Here is an 18,304-nt window from a genome sequence, read left to right as displayed (position 1 = left end):
TTTTCTTATTCTTGAGGGTGGAATCTATATATGGCGATTGAATAATACAAATAACATCATAATTTTCAAATTCTTATAACATTATATTTTTATAGAATATCCACTTTATATTTCTCATTTATAGCTAAGCTTAGCAGTTAATTATTTATCTGTTTTTTTCATTAGCAATCACTAAAAACTTATTTTTTTGAAAATACAAAGCCTTTTAAGCTGATGCTCATGCCTTTTTCTGACTTTATAGGAGCATCGTGACTCATGGCGAGCTTATTTCAACCTTCGTGGAAAAAAATCACCCTTATAAGTGCTAGCCTTGCCACCATCATGATGCTTACTGGATGCTCAAAACCACAAGAAACCACAACCTTAAATATCGGTTTTCAAAAATATGGGGTCTTGCCCATTATCAAAGCACGTGGCGACTTAGATAAAGCCTTAAAGGAAAAAGGGGTAAATGTGAAATGGGTTGAATTCCCTGCTGGTCCTCAACTGCTAGAAGGTTTAAATGTCGGTAGTGTCGCCTTTGGTGAATCTGGGGAAGCACCGCCTATTTTCGCCCAAGCTGCAAACTCAAATCTGGTCTATGTTGCCAATCAACCTGCTGCACCTTTGGCTGAAGCCTTAATTGTGCCGAAAGATTCAGCCATTCAATCAGTCCAAGATTTAAAAGGTAAGCGTGTAGTTTTGAATAAAGGTTCAAATGTACATTATCTTTTACTCAAAGTTTTAGAAGCAAATCATTTAAAACTTGATGATATTCAAGTGGTCTACCTACCACCAGCTGATGCACGTGCTGCTTTTGAAAAAGGTGCTGTAGATGCTTGGGTCATTTGGGATCCGTTCTTTGCTGCTGCTGAAAAACAACTCAATGCCAAAGTCATTGCGACAGGTCAAAACTTGGTCAATAACCACCAATTCTATTTGGCTGATCGTAAGTTTGCTGAACAACATCCCGATGTTTTAAAAATTGTGGTCAATGAACTGAATACGACAACGCAGTGGGTGTCTCAACATCAAACCGATGCGGCAAAACTCTTAGAAAAACCGACAGGCTTACCGCTTGATATTTTGAATACCTCAATTTCTCGTATGGGTTTTGGTGTGACTCCAATTTCTAACGATGTGGTAAAGAAACAGCAAGATGTCGCAAATGCTTTTTATCAAAAAAAACTTATTCCCAATAAAATCAACATTCAAGCAGCTGTTTTAGCGAACTAATTTCGCCAACAGCGCCGTTAAAGAGGACATCAATATGACCCAGCAAATCTCGCAACACAATACAGCATCATGGTTCAATGCAACGACTCATGCCATGACCACGATGTTGATCTGTAGCGCAATGCTGGGTTCAGCCTCTGTATGGGCAATCGATCCAACGGTAAAAGAATTACGTATTGGTTTTCAAAAAAGTTCTATTAATTTTGCAATCGCCAAACAACAAAAGCTGTATGAGAAAGAATTCCCAAATGCCAAAATCACTTGGAATGAATTCCCTGCGGGCCCTCAAATTTTAGAAGCCCTTGCTGTAGGTTCGTTGGATGTTGGTGTCACTGGCGATACTCCACCAGTATATGCTCAAGCTGCGAATAAACCGCTGTACTACATTGCCTATGAAGCAGCCAAGCCGTTGGCTTCGGCAATTTTAGTGCCTAAAGATTCAAAAATCACCAAACTGAATGAGTTGAAAGGTAAACGTATTGCGTTGCAGAAAGGCTCAAGTGCGCATTATTTATTGGTACAAGCTGTCCGTAAAGCTGGTTTGCAATGGTCAGACATTCAACCAATTTGGTTAACCCCTGCTGATGCTCGTGCTGCATTTCAAAAAGGTGCTGTCGACGCTTGGGCGATTTGGGACCCATTCTTTGCTTCTGCTCAAGTCGAAGATCAGGCGCGTATCCTCGCTTCAGGGCAAGGTTTAAGTCCGAATTATACCTTCTATTTGGCATCGCCAGATTTTGTAAAAAAATATCCTCAAGCAGTTAAAGGCATTATCCAGCAAATTAATACTGCTGATAAATGGGTACAAGCCAATCGTGTCGCAACAGCGCAAACCATCGGGCAAAGCACTGGTTTAAAACCGAAAGTTAGTCAAACTTTTATTGAGCGACGCCCAAGACCTTCTGGTGCAGCACCGCTTTCAGCAAAAGTAATTGCAGATCAGCAACAGCTGGCCAATCGTTTTAGCGAACTCAAAATTATTCCAAACAGCATTGATATCAAACAAGCCGTTTGGACGGCGAAATAATATTTTTCTAAGGATGAATGAAATGAAAATCTTCTGGTTTATTCCTACTCACGGTGACAGTCGTTATTTAGGTACAAGCAAAGGCGCTCGCCAAGTTGACCATGCTTATATGAAACAAATTGCTGTAGCTGTGGATAATTTGGGCTATGAAGGTGTACTCATTCCCACGGGACGTTCATGTGAAGATCCATGGATTACTGCTGCGAGCCTGATTGATGCGACTAAAAATTTAAAATTCTTGGTTGCGTTACGTCCAGGCGTAACAACACCAGCGCTTGCAGCACGTATGGCTGCAACTTTTGATCGTCTATCCAATGGGCGGGTTTTACTCAACCTTGTTACAGGTGGTGATGAGCAAGAATTGAAAGGTGATGGCGTATACGAAGACCACGCTTCACGTTATAAAACAGCAGCTGAATACACCACGATTTGGCGTGAAATTTTAAAACGTTCACATACCGGTGAATCATTTACCTTCCATGGCGAACGTTTAAGTGTAGACGATGCCAAACTGCTTTATCCTCCGATTCAAGCACCTTACCCACCACTCTGGTTTGGGGGCTCTTCTGAAGATGCGATTGAATTGGCTGCTGAGCAAGTTGATACCTATTTGACTTGGGGCGAACCACCTGCTGCGGTCAAAGAAAAAATTGCTGTAGTAAAAGCAAAAGCCGATGCCAAAGGTCGTCAACTTAATTATGGTATTCGTTTACATGTTATTGTTCGCGAGACCAATGAGCAAGCATGGCAAGCCGCCAATGAACTGATCCAATATGTAGATGATGCGACGATCGCCGCTGCACAGAAAAAATTTAAGCAAATGGATTCCGTCGGTCAGCGCCGTATGGCTGAACTACATAATGGTGATCGTAGTAAGCTTGAAGTATCACCAAATCTTTGGGCAGGAGTTGGACTCGTTCGTGGTGGTGCAGGTACTGCTTTGGTTGGTGATCCACAGACTGTTGCAGATCGTATCCAAGAATATGCTGATTTAGGCATCAATACCTTTATTTTCTCAGGCTACCCACATTTAGAAGAATCCATTCGCTTTGCTGAACTGGTATTCCCATTACTGCCGTTGGAAACACGCAAGAAACTCACGCAACCTAATTTGACTGGACCATTTGGCGAAATCGTTGCCAATAACTACACCCCTGAAGAAAATAAAAAACCATTACAGGAGCCTGCATGAATGCCTTAATTAACAATGCTACTCCAGCCAAAAGCACTGCCGTTTCACGTGGAACGAAACAAATTGGGCAGCGTTTGCTGCCTTGGATTGTGCCGATTTTACTGATTGTCATTTGGCAAATTGCGTCTAAAACAGGATTGCTTGAAAGCCGTGTTTTACCTGCACCGACAGCGGTAGTCTCTGCATTTTGGACACTTTTAGTCAGCGGTGAGCTTTGGCAGCATGTCAAAGTCAGTGCTGGTCGTGCGCTACTTGGCCTCTTAGTCGGTGGTGGACTTGGCTTATTTTTGGGACTACTCAATGGTTCATCAAAAGTTGCATCCAACTTATTGGATACCACCTTGCAAATGATCCGAAATATTCCAGCATTGGCGCTGATTCCATTGGTTATTTTATGGTTTGGAATTGATGAGTCTGCAAAACTCTTTTTAGTGGCTGTCGGTGTGTTTTTCCCGATCTATATCAATACCTATCATGGGATTCGTTCAGTTGATCCTCAATTGATTGAAATGGGAAAAAGCTATGGGTTAAGCAGATGGCAATTGTATAAAGACATTATTTTACCGGGCGCAATGCCTTCAATTTTAGTGGGTTTACGCTTTTCACTGGGGTTGGTTTGGGTACTGCTGATTGTGGCAGAAACAATTTCCGCACAATCTGGAATTGGTTATATGACCATGAATGCGCGTGAGTTTTTACAAACAGATATCGTGCTAGTGGGTATCTTGCTGTATGCCCTTTTAGGCAAACTTGCCGATGTATTTGCACAATTTTTAGAAAAATACCTATTGCGTTGGCACGCAGGTTATCAAAAATAGGAGTCTGATATGACCGATTTAAGCATTAGCCAATATGCCAATGACTTGGTGGCACCAACCGAGATTGTTGAAGAACAACAAGCAAAAATTGGTGCAGAAATTTCGATCGAACAACTGCATAAATATTATGGCGAAGTTAAAGTTCTTGAGGACTTAGATTTAAACATTGAAGCTGGTGAATTCGTTGCAATTGTGGGACGTAGTGGTTGTGGTAAAAGTACCCTACTGCGTTTAATTGCCGATTTAGAACAACCCAGTTATGGTGAAATCAAATTTAAATCCTTATTAAATTTCCGTGAAGGGATTATTGCAGATGATATTCGGGTGATGTTCCAAGATCCACGCTTATTGCCATGGAAAAGTATTCTAAAAAATGTGCAATTGGGTCTAGCCAAAAACCAATTTTCTAAAGCTGAGCAATTATTAGAAAAGGTCGGATTAAAGGAGAAATCTGGACTTTGGCCATCACAGCTTTCTGGTGGACAACGTCAACGAACGGCGCTTGCTCGTGCTTTGTCACATACACCGCGGGTCTTATTACTGGATGAACCTTTAGGTGCTTTAGATGCATTGACGCGACTAGAAATGCAGAATTTAATTGAAAAGTTATGGTTAGAACAAGGCTTTACCACCATTCTGGTTACCCATGATGTCAGTGAAGCGGTTCAACTCGCCGATCGTATTATTCTTTTGGATAAAGGACATATTGCGCAACAGTTTCAAGTCGATTTACCACGTCCACGTCAAAAAGGTGTAGCATTTGCCGAACTTGAACAACAGGTACTCAGTGCTGTGCTTGCGACATGAACAGCAACAAAAGACCCTTTTGTTGGCAACGCAAGGTATTGTCGAGCAGAATATTTTTGTCTTTACATATTAGGGTTTGCTGACAATTCGTCTATGTTTGCGACTACGTGTATTTTTTAGTCGATACTAGGCGCGAAATACGAAATTTAGTCATTCTAAATGATGAGAAACATCGTTTCGCAAGGTAACGAAGTAGCGGCAAAAAACACACAAGTCCCCCCGCTGCGCCTTGCGCTGCAAACAAAGCAGTGCTTTGTTCTTGCTCAGGGTTGTGGCTAAAATTATCTCAGTCTTCGTTATGAAACTCGAAAATAGTCTCGCTATTCTCTTCGTTTCATGCCTTGCCTGCTCAATTTTAACCTACAACGCAAACCATTTATGAAATGCCAACAAACCCCAACCTTGCGGAACCATGTTGCTGATCTTGAATAATTAAATCGAATATTTTGTCGTTTTGATCGGATAGAAAATGTTCGCTGTCACAAATATGTTTAAGTTTTCAACTGTTTCTATTGATTAAAAATGAGCTGGGTATTTTAAAGCAAGTCAGTTTTCTTAAATGAAAATTAAATCATGTTATTTAAGATTATCTAATTTTTAAATTAACTCAAAAATTAACCTTATACTAAAAAATGTCACAAAATTTAAATATTAAGTCATAACTGACAGAATTTTAAAATAAGATTTGCTCCAGTTTAGTGCAAAATTAGATAATAGGGATCTACGATCGACTTAATAATAAAACTTCATCATTATTTATCAGAAATATACCAAAATAATGCTGCTTTCTGTGCACAAATCAAACATTTTACCGTACAATTTAATAATCAGTTTTTCGATTAAAGATGCGATGGAACAAAAAAAGAGTGCTCAAAAACGCCAGCAGCTGCTCAATGCTGCACTTGACGTATTTTCTGTCTATGGTTTCAACGGCGCAAGTCTAGATGAAATCGCTCAATTAGCAGATATGCATAAATCCAATATTTTCTACTACTATGAAAATAAAGAAGCCTTATATGTTGAAGTGCTAACGACAGTTATGCAGAAATGGTTAGCACCGTTGCAGTCGCTTGAGTCAGAATTGGAACCGACAGAGGCTTTGTCACATTACATCATGACCAAAATTGAAATCTCTAGAACTCAGCCTAAAGCTTCAAAACTTTTTGCATTAGAAGTGATTCAAGGCGCGCCACATATTTTACCGATCCTCAAAGGCCCGCTTAAAAAGCTCTTTAAACGCAAAGCCAAAGTGATTTTAAACTGGCAGGCGCAAGGTAAAATATCAGATCAAATCGATGCTGAATTGCTGATTATTAATATTTGGGCATTGACTCAAAATTATGCAGACTTTAGTACTCAAATCGAAATGGTGACTGGTAAAACTTTGCGTAATAAAAGTATGTGTCAACGCGCAATTGAACATACAATCCATATGACTTTATATGGTGTGTTACCGCGCAATTAATCATCCAATATACTTATTGGTTATTTTGGCAAACGGCCATAGAGTTCTATGGTCGCCAAGACTCAATTTTAAACTTTATATAATACTCAAACAAACTAAGTCTTTAATAAATAGACTGATATAGTTTTAACAACTTTTGCGCACCCAATAATAAATTATCTTCCCAATCTAAATGTGCGGTGTCATTTGCACCATCTGTAATGTATTTAATCGAAATGAAACGCACATCTAATTTTTTACAGACTTTAGCCAGTGCATAGCCTTCCATATCGACCAAGTTACAGCTCACTTTGGGTTGTCCTGTTTCAAAACTATCCCCAGTACCACAAACACCCTGCGCTAAATGTGGAAAATACGATTCTAAATGAATTTCGCCTGGAAAATGCTCATCCATTGGCGTAACGCCCACATCAAAACCGAGTGGGGAAACATCCATATCACGTTGCACAAAGGTTTTTACCTCAATCAACTCATGGGCATCGAAGAAAGAACTTCCTGCACTACCTAAATTCAGTATGGTTTTACAGCCGGTTTTTTGAATAACATCGAATGCCGTATAGGCTGCATTAATCTTGCCAATCCCGCTATAGTGGACAGTGATACCTGCTTCTTCAAATAACCCTTTAGATTCATTGGGTAAAGCCATAATCAGTGCAATGTCGTCTTTCATATCGATTCAGAATTAAAATTTTACTTATTAGAATGGAAATTCAAATCCTGATCAATCTTATTGTTAACTCAAAATTTTAAAATCATATACAAATCACTACTGTACCTATGACCTTGATTGCGCATAATGTTTTAATAGAAAAAATAGAGATGAAAATAAATGAATATCCAAATCATCGTGGGCAGTATTCGAGAAGGTCGTGTTGCCATTAAAGTCGCAGAATGGTTGCTTAAAGAAATCCAAAAACTCGACTTTAGTACCCTCAATGTTGAAATTGTAGATTTAAAAGAATGGGATTTACCTTTCTTTGCCGGGAAAAATTCACCCGCCTCAGGAATCTATGATCAGCCCAAACAGCAAGAATGGGCGAAAAAAGTTGCTTCTGGAGATGCGTTTATTTTCATTACCCCAGAATACAATCACGGCTATAGTCCTGTACTGAAAAATGCCATCGACTTCGTTTATAAAGAATGGCAAAGCAAACCTTCGGCTTTTGTCAGTTATGGCGGTACCAACGGTTCACGTTCAATTGATCAAATCAAACAAGTCTGTGCTTTTATTGGCATGATTGATTCTAATGCTGTCATTGAACTGCGAGATATTGGGCAACGTGGTAAGAGTGAAACCTTTGAGGGAAATGAGTTTGATAATAAAGCAGTCAAGTCTGTGGTAAACAAACTCATCCAATATGCCAATGTCTAAAATCACATTGTACGCTTTAGCTTACATCACTTGCATGCATTGACGGCTAGGGAAGTTGAAGCAAATCCCCTATTCTATAGTCATAGGGAACAGGAAGTTTCCCAGACATAAAACAATAATAATCGGTCTGTACATCAGGAAGTGAGGTAGAACAGGAGTTTACCTAGCGAACCAATACGAAAAAGCCCCGTCAGGATGATGGGGCTTTTTTTATAAGCTGAACTATTTAATTTTGCCCGACGGTTAATGACTGGTCACCAATACATTTACATCCGCAAGATAAAGGTGAATTATGCTGCGCAGCGGGCTTTCCCATCACCAACATATGATTATCACCAGCAACAATGCTGGCGACACATTTATGCTTGGGACAAGTCGCCTTATCGCCTACACATGCAATCGCTTTACCATCGATCAGAAAAGAAGACTGTGCAGAAATAATTTTTCCACCACCTGTCGTGGGTGACCCTAACGTGATATATGGAAGTGCCATAGTGCCTACCTTTTATTGTTTTGTTATGGAATAAAAATTTATAAAACATCGAACTCAATACGGCGGTTCTTTTTACGCCCATCTTCAGTTGCATTATCAGCAACCGGTTTGGTTGAACCCAGACCAGCTGTGCTTAAACGAGTCGGTGCAATGCCTTTCGTAGTTAAATACTGCTTCACCGCTTCAGCACGTTGCAAACTCAAATCCTGATTCTTCTGTGGATTACCTTGGCTGTCAGTATGCCCCACAATTTTAACATTTTTACCTTGGACTTTATTTAATGCAACCACCATCTCGTCTAAGATTTGTGTACCTGTTGCGGTAAGTACAGCTTTGCCAGATTCAAACTCAATAATTCGATTTTTTAGGGCATTATCAATCACAGATTGCTCAGCAGCATTCACTGAAATTTGAGAATTAAATCGATAAGGCGGCTGAACTAAGGATTGGAATAAACTGGTGGTTGGCTGAATATCAGTTTGCACACCCATTTTCCCAACCAATTCAACTTGCGTGCCTCGTACAGAGAGCTTACCTTGGCTAATCTTCTTTAAATCTGGGGTAATCACACGTGTAACCGAATCACTCCAGCCATTTGGTGCGGATACGGCTCGAATTTGGATTTTATCAACAACTTGATCATCGCCATAAACCGCTTTTAATTTCGCCAAGATTGCTTGTTTGGTCATGTCATTCGGCACAGCACCTTCAACCACAATCGGTGCAGCAAACACATTGAATGAACAAAATAAGCTAGAAATAAGCGCAAATTTTTTCAATATTTTGACTTGTTTATTTTTCATATCATTATTCATCTATAAATGTTTGTCTAAAAATTTTCATGCCTTGAACCAGACTCAATTGACGTTCGCATAAAGACTGTTCAAGCGCTGCTAGACCTGCATTCTGTTCCAAATAGGCATCAATCCATAGCGGTTTGACCAAAGATACCCAATGATCATTTTGCATATTTTGAGTGAAAATATTACTTAAAGCCGTGATATCTGCCCCTTGGAATCCAAATAATAAAATTGGAGACTCTTGGTGAAGAATACCAATTAAGATCTCTGTATTACTTTTTTCTAAAAAACGTCCGATTAAGTTGACCCAAAATGCGGCAATTTCATAGCAATAATTATGATTATTAATCGGTAAAATAAGCACCTTAGATAACTTACTGGTACCGTGTTTAAGCACAGGCTGTAGTAATAAGCCCAAACCCAACATACTTTGCGCCAACTCATACGGCGTGATCTTCATCATTTGTGCAAATGAATGCATGGTATGATTTTCAAAAAAGTCCTGCGTTTTTAATTCAGGCAAGACCTGTATTTCATGATCAATTTCACCCAGCTTATTGATCAATACTTCAGGATCACGAATGGTTCGGATGCTTCGATTTTTTTGAAATAAATCAATCAATACCGGTTTATATTTAAACGGCGCATAGAGTAAGTTTTGAAAAGGGTGGTCAACTTCTAATAACTGGCTTAAAACCATTGGAAATTGACGACCAGAACTGTCTTCACTGGTCACCATATTTGCCGCAAGAAACATTCTTTCCTTCGGGTTTGCGATAAAGAAGTCTAAAGGTGCTAATGATTCATAAGCTTGATTAAAATTTTCTTCTCGCATTGCAAGCTCTAAAGCTTCCGTAATCCATTGATCAATCACTTGAATCAATGAATATTGCCCTTTTGTTTTCAGAAAATCACCACGTGCGGGACATTTTCCATAATACAACGGTGTAGACTTTATCGTTTGCATACTTTAATCCCTCGCGTCAAATCGTTCCCTTTAATCATTGAGCCACTCCTTTTCCAGCAGCATTTGCCGCATTGCCAGCAGGTGCCGCAGTTGGGCTTGCTGGTGCAGTTGTCTGAGGCTTAGGTGCAGCTGCTGTCGGTGCAGTCGCACCGCCAAATGGTGAAGCCGCTGGTGAGTTTGCACTTACTGTAACAGGCGCTGCCTGTGCTGCAACAACCAATGGTGCTTTAGGACTTGTGACTCGATCAACCAGTTTTAATCCAACATAGCCACGATTAGAACCAATTGGATTTGAAGCATTACCACTAATTAAACGGAATTGAAGTTTCACAAACAAATCACTGTTTTGTTTGCTTGCCCATGTCATTTCAAAGCTTCCATTCAATGACTTACGTTGTGCACTATCAATTAATTTATTGATGCCGTATTCACCCGGCTCATCAAATATAGTATGGGTTTGCCCATCTAAATCGATTGCCGTAATCCGTGCTCCTGGTATTGCACCAGGATTTGGCCACATGAAATTAACCCATTGTTGGATGCCATTTTCATAAACCAAACGCTGCCCATCAATATCAATGGTATAGGACAATAATTTATTGTTAGGGATTGGATAGAATTGGAAATTTGACTGATTGGCTGCAACTGGAGCACCACCTGCTGCTCCCGCAGAAGCACCATTAATTGGGGTGGTATATTGCTCAAAATTCATCACGAATTCAGGATTTAAACCAATACCCATGTTTTTCCATGTCTTCGAGGACAACGTATAACCACGACGAATAACAAATGGATCAAGAGTTTCTTTTACAAATTTAGAAATGCTGCCGTTATCACCAAAAATTTGACTAATTTCACTACTGGTCGCTTGAATCGTTCCAGATGAGTTAAATGGTACTTTTTGCGAAAGTGTTTGGCTAAACGGTTGGAAAGCCTGCAAAGTCCAAAGTTTATTAATTTCGTCCTGTGCTGGGGTCAACAAACTGTCAAAAGATTGCGTTAATGGACTCACCAACAATTTTTGAACCATTTGCTGATCCAACTCACCCAAACCAACCGTCAATTTTTCATCGACGACTTTTTGAGTGGTGTTGAAAACTGAACTTTGATCATTAATAGTCAGTTTCGCTAAGGCCAAAGCACTTGGACCAAAGTCACCTGCACTGCGTAGATCATTCAGCTTACTTCTGACTTGCGCCATATTCTGTAAATAATCATCCAGCAGTGATTTGTTCTGTAAATCATCACGTTTACGGACCAATTGGTAGAATACTTGGAATTGTTGAGAAATCTGCCCTTGTGCTTGATTAGATGCACGTTGGATATCATCCGTTTTACCTTGACCTAAAACTTTACGCTTAAACCAAGCAATAAAGCCAGTTTGTGGTGCAGCAAGTTCAGCTTGAACAACTGGATTATCCCAACTGGTTTCTTTTGCAACACGGTCAATATAGGTACGGATTGGAGAGTTTTGTGGCTCACCCAACACATCCATGACCTTGGCTTGCTGAACAAAATCAGCACCTTTCGCATAATGGGTAGCATTAATAAACTTCTTCCATTCAGCTATATATTCTTGCTTATACAACTGGGTTAACTGTTTACGAATTTGGTCAGGGCTACCACTAAAAGTTAAATCATCGGACTGGGTACTATTCAACACCCAATCTTTGGTATCTGTTGGCTTATTCGCAGCTTCTTCAATCGCTTTATCGACATATTCATCCCATGCTTTTTGGGTAAATATACCAGGCAATGCATAACCACCGAGCATGACATTACGATTGGTTTCACCGACAATTTGCGCCACCGTCACCGCAGGGAATCGCACAGCCGCACGCATTTTAATTTCATTATAAACGCGATCACGTGCTGGCATTCCACGTACAACAGAGAGCAACACTTGACGGGTTTGATCGACCAATTGCGCATCAGACTCTAACACTGGAAACTTTTTATCATTGGCTAAAGTCATTGAGTAGCTCAATATTTTTTCAGCTTTTTGAATCATTTCTCCACGCGGCATTTGTCCACGATTGGTGTCTAACCATGAACGCCAGAAACGAGTGACTTGGTCACTTAAATGACTCGCATCCATATATTGTGGATTACTCATCATCAAATAGGCTTTTAACGCATTGTAGGCATCTTGTGGATTGGTATCGGAAGGTTCTGATGCAATCTGTGTCGAAGAAGCTTGTTTAATTTCTACATTGACATGATTTTGCTTAAGCGTCTGCTCATTGCCTTTTACACGTTGTAAATATTGCGCAATGTTTTGCTGGCTCGGCGCTAAAACAATCTGTTTCACCCCTTTTAAATATTCGGCTTTTAATTTTTCTTTTAAGTCATTGCCTTGATATAGACCAAACGAAAACTTCAACGGGCGATGCTGATCAAAATCATCCAATTGCTCTAAACGTTGTTGCAAAATCAGTAATGCATCGATTTGGGTTGAAAGCTCTTGACCTGAAGTTTGCTCCATTTGCACAACTTTATTTAAATCGGCCTGAACATCTGCGATCAATTGTTGGTTATTACGATAAGACCATACCCATAGACCCAAAATGATGGAAACACCCAATAATGATGCAATAAATGCCAAATAACGTTTACGTTTTGTGGTCGGGTTAATATGTTGTTTGACTAAGTTTTTATCTTTGAGAATGACTTCTGAAAATAGCCCTTTTAAGAAATAGCCATGATTCTGAGAAATTGAATTTTGTGGAATACCATGTTCGCTGTTGGGGATTTTAGTCAGCTGAAAATCATCAACAATCTGTTCAGTCATCGGGCTTTCTATCACGCCCTCTTGTAAAGCACTGGTAAAGTAAAAGCCACGGAAGACCGGTTTAAATTGATACGGATTTTCTTCAAATAAAGTACCAATAAACGTTTTTAATACAGGTTTTAAGGTCTTAAATTCAAGAGGGAAAGTCATCACACTTGGCGAAATATTTTGCGCATGACGGCGACTTAAATGGGTGGTACTGACCCCTTTTAATCCATCATATAAAATATTGTAGTGCTTCTCGAAATGTTCTACGGCATTCTGTGATGATTCAGAATCATAGGGTAAGGTCGCGCCCCACACTTGATCAAACTCAGCAGATTCATAACATTCAAAAAATTCGGTGAACCCTGCAATCAAATCCATTTTAGAAAAGACCAAATAAACAGGTGCAAAAATTTCTAAACGTTCAGTTAAGTCTTGAATACGCGCTCTTAAACTTTTCGCCAATTTGATCGATTTTTCAGGGCTTTGACTGACCAACTCAGCCACACTAACAATCACAATTAAGCCATTGATCGGTGCTTTAGAACGGTTCTTTTTCAGAATATTTAAAAAGCCTAACCATTCTGAATGGTCTTCAGAATATACAGAGTATCGACCAGCTGTATCCAGCAAGACCCCTTCTGTTGAGAAAAACCAATCGCAGTTTCGGGTACCACTGAGTCCTGAAGACACCACTTTTTGATGGGTCTCTTCAAAGGGAAATTTTAGTCCAGAATGGTAAATTGCCGAGCTTTTTCCCGCAGCAGGGTTACCAATCACCATATACCAAGGCAACTCATAGAGTGCCGCATTACCACTTTTATCACCCAATTTAGACTTACGAATCAATTGGATCGAATCTTTCATCTGCTGATTGATCAGATTTAATTCTTCTTTATCTTTTTGTTTTCCATATTCAGCAGTGGTGTCTTGTTGAATCGCTTCAGCCAATGCTTCACCTTGTTCTGCATGTTTACGGCGCTGGATCAACCAGTAGATGCCGTAAATCACCAATCCAAGAATGTAAGCTGCAACCATCATAAAGAAGTACTGACGCGGCACTACACTATACGAAGAAACGATCGCCACCAGAATCGAAAGCGCAATCACCAGTTTCGGGTTTGTGATGTACTGCCATGCATAGCTTAAAATTGTTTGTATCATTTTCTCTATTTCTTTCTAAATTTATCTGTAAGTTCTATGCAAACTCAGTCCCAACAAGCACTTGGGTTTGCTGATGTTCAGCACTATAAACATAACCGTACAACTCATCTTTAAAGTGCAAACTCAACATAAAACCAAAAACTTTGGCTAAGGGTTGGGTATGGCCTAGGCTATTTTTACTATAAAGATAATGATGCGCTTCAATCGCTGTTTCGGCAAAGTTTTGTTCAAGTTTCTTTAACAGCTTGATCTCTGCTGGGTCGTCTAAGACCAAGACAAAGGGCTGTTCTTGATCAAACTGTTCTGCTTGGTCTAAATTCAACTCTTTTAATGTTTTAGATGCCTGATCAGAATTTAAAGCAATTCGAATATACTTTATTGCTTGTAAATTTTGCAATTCGACCTGGGTATTTGTCATACAACAGGTACTGATATACTCAGATGGAATATATTTTTCAGTCATCCACGTCCGATCATCTATGGTTTCTTGATCAATTTCTGAATCTACTGCAATAAACAGTGATGCCTCAGCATCTAAGAGTTGGGTTCTTTTCAGCAACTTAATCCAATCTTTATATGCGGTTGTCTCACCCCAATAATGATATTCAGTGCCAAATTGCTGATCGAGAATGCCCAGCTCAGTAAGATAGTGGTGAACCAACTCTGAAGCTGAACTTTCATCCCAGCTATGGAATAAGTTTTCTGGCAAAATAACATGGATATTCAAACGATTAAGTCGCGGCACTGCTTCTGCGACCTGTTGTTCTATCGGCTCATCCTCATAGTCACGATGAGGGTCAATCCAAGCAGGATGCATACGATATTCATGTGCAAGTTTGGCATCATAAAAGAGCGCTGAGTTTTTTAGGTGCTCTGCAATTTGATACAACGTTTCAGTATTCTGTTCTAATTGCTGCTGAATTAATGCACTTATACGTTTTTGACGACTGGAAAGACTAGATGCCTCATCCTCTAACGGTTCTTCAATCTCTTGAACACGGAATGAAAGAATCGGTAAGCCATAGCCATTGACCAATTGCGAATCAAGTTCAGGACTTGCCACATCTTGAAGCTGATCAAGCTGTGCTTCATTTTCGCCTAAGGCACTTAAACTTGTCGCTGAATAAACTTTCAAGTCTACCCATTCAATTTTTTCTTCAACTTTAGCTTCAGTGGTTTGTTGTTGTTCTGAACGTTGTTCTGCCTCAATTCTTTGTTGTTCTTTCTTCTCTTGGCGGCTTTGATAAATCTTTTTGATCAACATTGGGCTTAGAATTAACAAAGTAATCGCCGCTGGAATCACCCCAAAGAAAATCAGAAAATCTTGCCCATTTGGGTCATATTTAATATCACGCCAATAAAACACCACGATTACCGAAACCAGTAATATTGTGCTGACTAAAGTTCCTAAAATTATTTTGATCACTTATGACACTCCAATCAGTGCATAACAGGTTTCATCATTGTCACTTTGAGTTTTTGGCATCACAAAAGCACCTTGTGCCAAACCGATTTGTGTTGTTGAGCTCAGTTGTAAAGGCTGGACTTCCTCTTTTGCCAAGACTAAACGTAGATCGACAAGTAAGGTGGGACTACACCAACTTTGCAGAATTTTCTTTAACTTCTTACTCAATTTTTTCTTGGGTAAAAATTCTAAATACTGTGCATGGCTCAATGGTCCAATTTGAATCTCAATTTTCCCATCAATTTGTCGGATCGTTTCTCCACAAAAAGTATTTACACCTAACAAAAAAGGCTGCTTGCCTCCCAAAGTAGTTTTCTGATCATCGCCGAGTTTAAACTTTTCGGTAATATATTCTTTGACTTCAACGTGTTGATTGAACACACAGGTCAGCATTGTCTTGAGTGCATGGGCGGTATTGTTTTGCCCCTGCATCAGCCCAGAAAACTCAGCAAAATAATCGTCTAGATCACTCTGTTGATGCTGTGTCCGAATATAACCATTTAATGCATGCAGGATTTCTAAGTAATTATTTTCTTTTTCAACTTCATAACGTACAGGCAGGTTATAACTTAAACTTGCTTCAACAAATTGAGCTGTAAGCTTATGATTAAATAAGCCTAAAAACTTTTGAACTTCAACACGCTGTTTACGCGGTGCTTGTTTCACTTTATTGGTATAGGTATACGGCATTGCGCCTTGCATACCGGTTAAACCGACAATCAAATTGGTAAGATGAATTTTTTCATCTTGTTGTTCGAGTAATTCAATTTCATGTTTTGGGAAGTTCAAATTTAATGAACTTTCAAAAAGAAAATCGTCAGACCAATTTTTTAAAACAGCGGTATTGGGCGCATGTCTAAATAATCGTGTGGTTTGGATAAATTCAAAAGCTGTAGGGGTTTTAAAAAGCTCATCAATTACAGAAGCTTCTTGCCACCAACGTTCTGTACGCATTGGTATAACTCCTGTTTTGTATTTAAATCTCGAACAAAAACGTCAACAAAACTGTTCATCTGTACTTTTAAGTTAAAGATATGACTGATCAATTCGCTGAAAATATATAAGCTATGCCCTCTAAAGACTTGGACATCCACATCCATTAAAACCTTGACCCCACGGACAAACATTGGAAAGGGTTTGGCTTCAACCAGTTTATTGGTGATTTCAAACTCAATTTTTTTTATTGCATCAATAATTAAATGATTTTCTTTAGATTTTGGTAAGTTATAAAGCTCTAATAATTCTTTAATATGGCTGACAGCATCACCCTTCATTAATGCTAAAGTATTTAATGAAAGATGCGAAATAATACGCCATTGTTCATTCTTATTTTTTTCAAATTGGAACGGTGCAGTAGGTCTTTTTAACACCAATGCACGACGAGCAACGGTACTGTCATTCAAATTCAAGACATTGTTTGACTGCCCCAAAGCTTCGTGCGGTAATTCACGATTGGAACATAACAATTTACAACTGACAAAATCAGACTTAATACTGTGTGGCTCTAATTGTTTAGAAATAATCGAATAACCCGTTTCGACATATTGATTTTGTAAAACGGTTGGATTTAATGCATAAAAAAACTGAATATCGTCACCGTGATAATGACTCATGGCAAAGAAAGGTAAAATTGGATAGACCACTTGATCTTGGTTGCTTTTTTCACGGATCAAATTCATTTCAACGATTGAATACACTTGATAGAACTCAGGATGATGTGCATCCGTCATCAAAGGATATTCTAAGTTTTTATGATTGATTTTTTGTGGCTCAGCTTGTTTCTCAAACAAATTGACGACAGGACTGGTAAATAACTTAAAATTTGCCACATTCAATTCTGAATAATTGCGAATAATGGCTTGGTCATTTAAATTCAGTTTTAAATGGATCTGCACTTCAAAACTTAGATTTTCTTCTTTTAATAATTTTAAAAAATCTAAATTCAAATTTAAATAACTAAATTTTTCAGGAAAACAGAAATATTCGATTAATAATCGATAGGCATGATGGGTATGTTGATCAACCGGCAATAAACTTTCATTTTCATCAAAGCCCATCACTTCAAACGGATTTTTTATCGCCACAACTTTATGATTGATACGCAGACTAAAACTGGTCTCTTTATGAAAAATATGATCCAAGACTTGCAAAGGAAAGTTTGAAATCGCATCCAAATAAATGGGCAGCTTTTCATTTTTCAACCAATTTTTAGCAGGGTTTAATAACTCAAATTTTAAATTTAATGTCGCATTTTGGTTTAAATGAATATGTGCACTAGGATTGGTTTGGAAACTCAGGCTTTCCAGTTGGATCGGCAGCAATTTAACTTCAGCACTGGTATTAAACTCACATTGGACACCTTTGAAACTTCTCGATTTTAAAGTGGTCCCTTTGGGAATAATGTGAACATCTGTCAACTGTTTTTGCTTGTTTAAGTCTTCAAAACTCACAACTGAACACGCCGGAAAATGGCGTAAATATTGAGGAAACATCACCTCAAATAAAGAACGTGTAAAGATGTCGTAACTATCAGCTAACTTTTTATCAATACGTGCGGCAATTAAAGAAAATGCCTGTATCAGGCGTTCAATATGTGGATCATCAATTTGTTCTTGATTTAAAGATAATCGTTGTGCAATTTTTGGGTATTTATCTGCAAAGGCACGCGACTGCTGTCCAAATTCTTGTAATTGCTTTTCATAATACGGTAAAAGTTCTTCTATCACGACATACCTACTTTATT

At 38.9% G+C, this 18,304-nt stretch carries 15 protein-coding genes; 7 read left to right on the top strand and 8 right to left on the bottom strand.

What is annotated here, in order from left to right; genetic code table 11:
• Positions 1-255 precede the first annotated feature (255 nt).
• The 6 genes from L3V46_RS00235 to L3V46_RS00210 all read left to right on the top strand — a co-directional run bounded on the left by L3V46_RS00235 (position 256) and on the right by L3V46_RS00210 (position 6,524).
• Positions 256-1,215, top strand: coding sequence for a sulfonate ABC transporter substrate-binding protein (locus tag L3V46_RS00235; RefSeq protein ID WP_239044665.1), 960 nt, complete (start codon positions 256-258; stop codon positions 1,213-1,215).
• A gap of 94 nt (positions 1,216-1,309) precedes the next feature.
• The gene (locus L3V46_RS00230; protein WP_239046739.1) at positions 1,310-2,242 is read left to right on the top strand and encodes a sulfonate ABC transporter substrate-binding protein; all 933 of its coding nucleotides are present in this window, start codon (positions 1,310-1,312) and stop codon (positions 2,240-2,242) included.
• A 22-nt stretch (positions 2,243-2,264) separates the two neighbouring features.
• A complete protein-coding gene (ssuD, locus tag L3V46_RS00225; protein ID WP_004723543.1) occupies positions 2,265-3,434 on the top strand; it encodes an FMNH2-dependent alkanesulfonate monooxygenase in 1,170 nt (389 codons plus the stop codon).
• Positions 3,431-4,252, top strand: a complete 822-nt coding sequence (gene ssuC / locus L3V46_RS00220) for an aliphatic sulfonate ABC transporter permease SsuC (protein WP_239044664.1) — start codon at positions 3,431-3,433, stop codon at positions 4,250-4,252. Before ssuD ends, ssuC begins: the two co-directional genes overlap by 4 nt.
• Before the next feature lie 9 nt (positions 4,253-4,261).
• On the top strand, positions 4,262-5,059 hold the full coding sequence (locus L3V46_RS00215) for an ATP-binding cassette domain-containing protein (protein WP_105714168.1): 798 nt from the start codon (positions 4,262-4,264) through the stop codon (positions 5,057-5,059).
• Between the two features lie 850 nt (positions 5,060-5,909).
• Positions 5,910-6,524, top strand: a complete 615-nt coding sequence (locus tag L3V46_RS00210) for a TetR/AcrR family transcriptional regulator (protein ID WP_016539535.1) — start codon at positions 5,910-5,912, stop codon at positions 6,522-6,524.
• Between the two features lie 103 nt (positions 6,525-6,627).
• Here L3V46_RS00210 and L3V46_RS00205 read toward each other — a convergent pair whose 3' ends face one another.
• Positions 6,628-7,194 carry a 5'-nucleosidase gene (locus L3V46_RS00205; protein ID WP_239044663.1) on the bottom strand — a complete coding sequence of 189 codons (567 nt, stop codon included), beginning with the start codon at positions 7,192-7,194 and terminating at the stop codon, positions 6,628-6,630.
• A 159-nt stretch (positions 7,195-7,353) separates the two neighbouring features.
• On the opposite strand from L3V46_RS00205, the gene L3V46_RS00200 reads away from it, so the two are divergent.
• Positions 7,354-7,896 (top strand): NAD(P)H-dependent oxidoreductase, encoded by a 543-nt coding sequence (locus tag L3V46_RS00200; protein WP_004723548.1) that lies wholly within the window; start codon positions 7,354-7,356, stop codon positions 7,894-7,896.
• A gap of 226 nt (positions 7,897-8,122) precedes the next feature.
• Here L3V46_RS00200 and L3V46_RS00195 read toward each other — a convergent pair whose 3' ends face one another.
• From L3V46_RS00195 to tssF, 7 genes are read right to left on the bottom strand one after another with little or no spacing between them, the layout of a single operon-like run.
• Entirely contained in the window at positions 8,123-8,389 is a 267-nt protein-coding gene (locus tag L3V46_RS00195; protein ID WP_004723549.1) for a PAAR domain-containing protein, read from the bottom strand.
• Positions 8,390-8,427: 38 nt separating this feature from the next.
• Entirely contained in the window at positions 8,428-9,204 is a 777-nt protein-coding gene (locus tag L3V46_RS00190; RefSeq protein ID WP_004723550.1) for an OmpA family protein, read from the bottom strand.
• Positions 9,197-10,156, bottom strand: coding sequence for a type VI secretion system-associated protein TagF (gene tagF, locus L3V46_RS00185; protein ID WP_004823596.1), 960 nt, complete (start codon positions 10,154-10,156; stop codon positions 9,197-9,199). Before tagF ends, L3V46_RS00190 begins: the two co-directional genes overlap by 8 nt.
• A gap of 34 nt (positions 10,157-10,190) precedes the next feature.
• On the bottom strand, positions 10,191-14,093 hold the full coding sequence (gene tssM, locus L3V46_RS00180) for a type VI secretion system membrane subunit TssM (protein ID WP_171066921.1): 3,903 nt from the start codon (positions 14,091-14,093) through the stop codon (positions 10,191-10,193).
• A 37-nt stretch (positions 14,094-14,130) separates the two neighbouring features.
• Positions 14,131-15,522, bottom strand: a complete 1,392-nt coding sequence (locus L3V46_RS00175) for a hypothetical protein (protein ID WP_034617202.1) — start codon at positions 15,520-15,522, stop codon at positions 14,131-14,133.
• A complete protein-coding gene (tssG, locus tag L3V46_RS00170; protein WP_034617199.1) occupies positions 15,523-16,515 on the bottom strand; it encodes a type VI secretion system baseplate subunit TssG in 993 nt (330 codons plus the stop codon).
• The gene (gene tssF / locus L3V46_RS00165; protein WP_004823592.1) at positions 16,479-18,287 is read right to left on the bottom strand and encodes a type VI secretion system baseplate subunit TssF; all 1,809 of its coding nucleotides are present in this window, start codon (positions 18,285-18,287) and stop codon (positions 16,479-16,481) included. The genes tssG and tssF overlap by 37 nt, the downstream gene beginning before the upstream one ends.
• Positions 18,288-18,304: the final 17 nt, after the last annotated feature.

This window comes from Acinetobacter sp. AG3 (assembly GCF_022343575.1).
GTDB classification, from domain to species: Bacteria; Pseudomonadota; Gammaproteobacteria; order Pseudomonadales; family Moraxellaceae; genus Acinetobacter; species Acinetobacter guillouiae.
This window is presented reverse-complemented; position numbering and strand designations above follow the sequence as displayed.

Excerpts from the sequence above, each read along its gene's own strand:
- L3V46_RS00235 (WP_239044665.1), top strand. The coding sequence starts at position 256 with ATGGCGAGCTTATTTCAACCTTCGTGGAAAAAAATCACCCTTATAAGT.
- L3V46_RS00230 (WP_239046739.1), top strand. The coding sequence starts at position 1,310 with ATGACCACGATGTTGATCTGTAGCGCAATGCTGGGTTCAGCCTCTGTA.
- ssuD (WP_004723543.1), top strand. The coding sequence starts at position 2,265 with ATGAAAATCTTCTGGTTTATTCCTACTCACGGTGACAGTCGTTATTTA.
- ssuC (WP_239044664.1), top strand. The coding sequence starts at position 3,431 with ATGAATGCCTTAATTAACAATGCTACTCCAGCCAAAAGCACTGCCGTT.
- L3V46_RS00215 (WP_105714168.1), top strand. The coding sequence starts at position 4,262 with ATGACCGATTTAAGCATTAGCCAATATGCCAATGACTTGGTGGCACCA.
- L3V46_RS00210 (WP_016539535.1), top strand. The coding sequence starts at position 5,910 with ATGGAACAAAAAAAGAGTGCTCAAAAACGCCAGCAGCTGCTCAATGCT.
- L3V46_RS00205 (WP_239044663.1), bottom strand. The coding sequence starts at position 7,194 with ATGAAAGACGACATTGCACTGATTATGGCTTTACCCAATGAATCTAAA.
- L3V46_RS00200 (WP_004723548.1), top strand. The coding sequence starts at position 7,354 with ATGAATATCCAAATCATCGTGGGCAGTATTCGAGAAGGTCGTGTTGCC.
- L3V46_RS00195 (WP_004723549.1), bottom strand. The coding sequence starts at position 8,389 with ATGGCACTTCCATATATCACGTTAGGGTCACCCACGACAGGTGGTGGA.
- L3V46_RS00190 (WP_004723550.1), bottom strand. The coding sequence starts at position 9,204 with ATGAATAATGATATGAAAAATAAACAAGTCAAAATATTGAAAAAATTT.
- tagF (WP_004823596.1), bottom strand. The coding sequence starts at position 10,156 with ATGCAAACGATAAAGTCTACACCGTTGTATTATGGAAAATGTCCCGCA.
- tssG (WP_034617199.1), bottom strand. The coding sequence starts at position 16,515 with ATGCGTACAGAACGTTGGTGGCAAGAAGCTTCTGTAATTGATGAGCTT.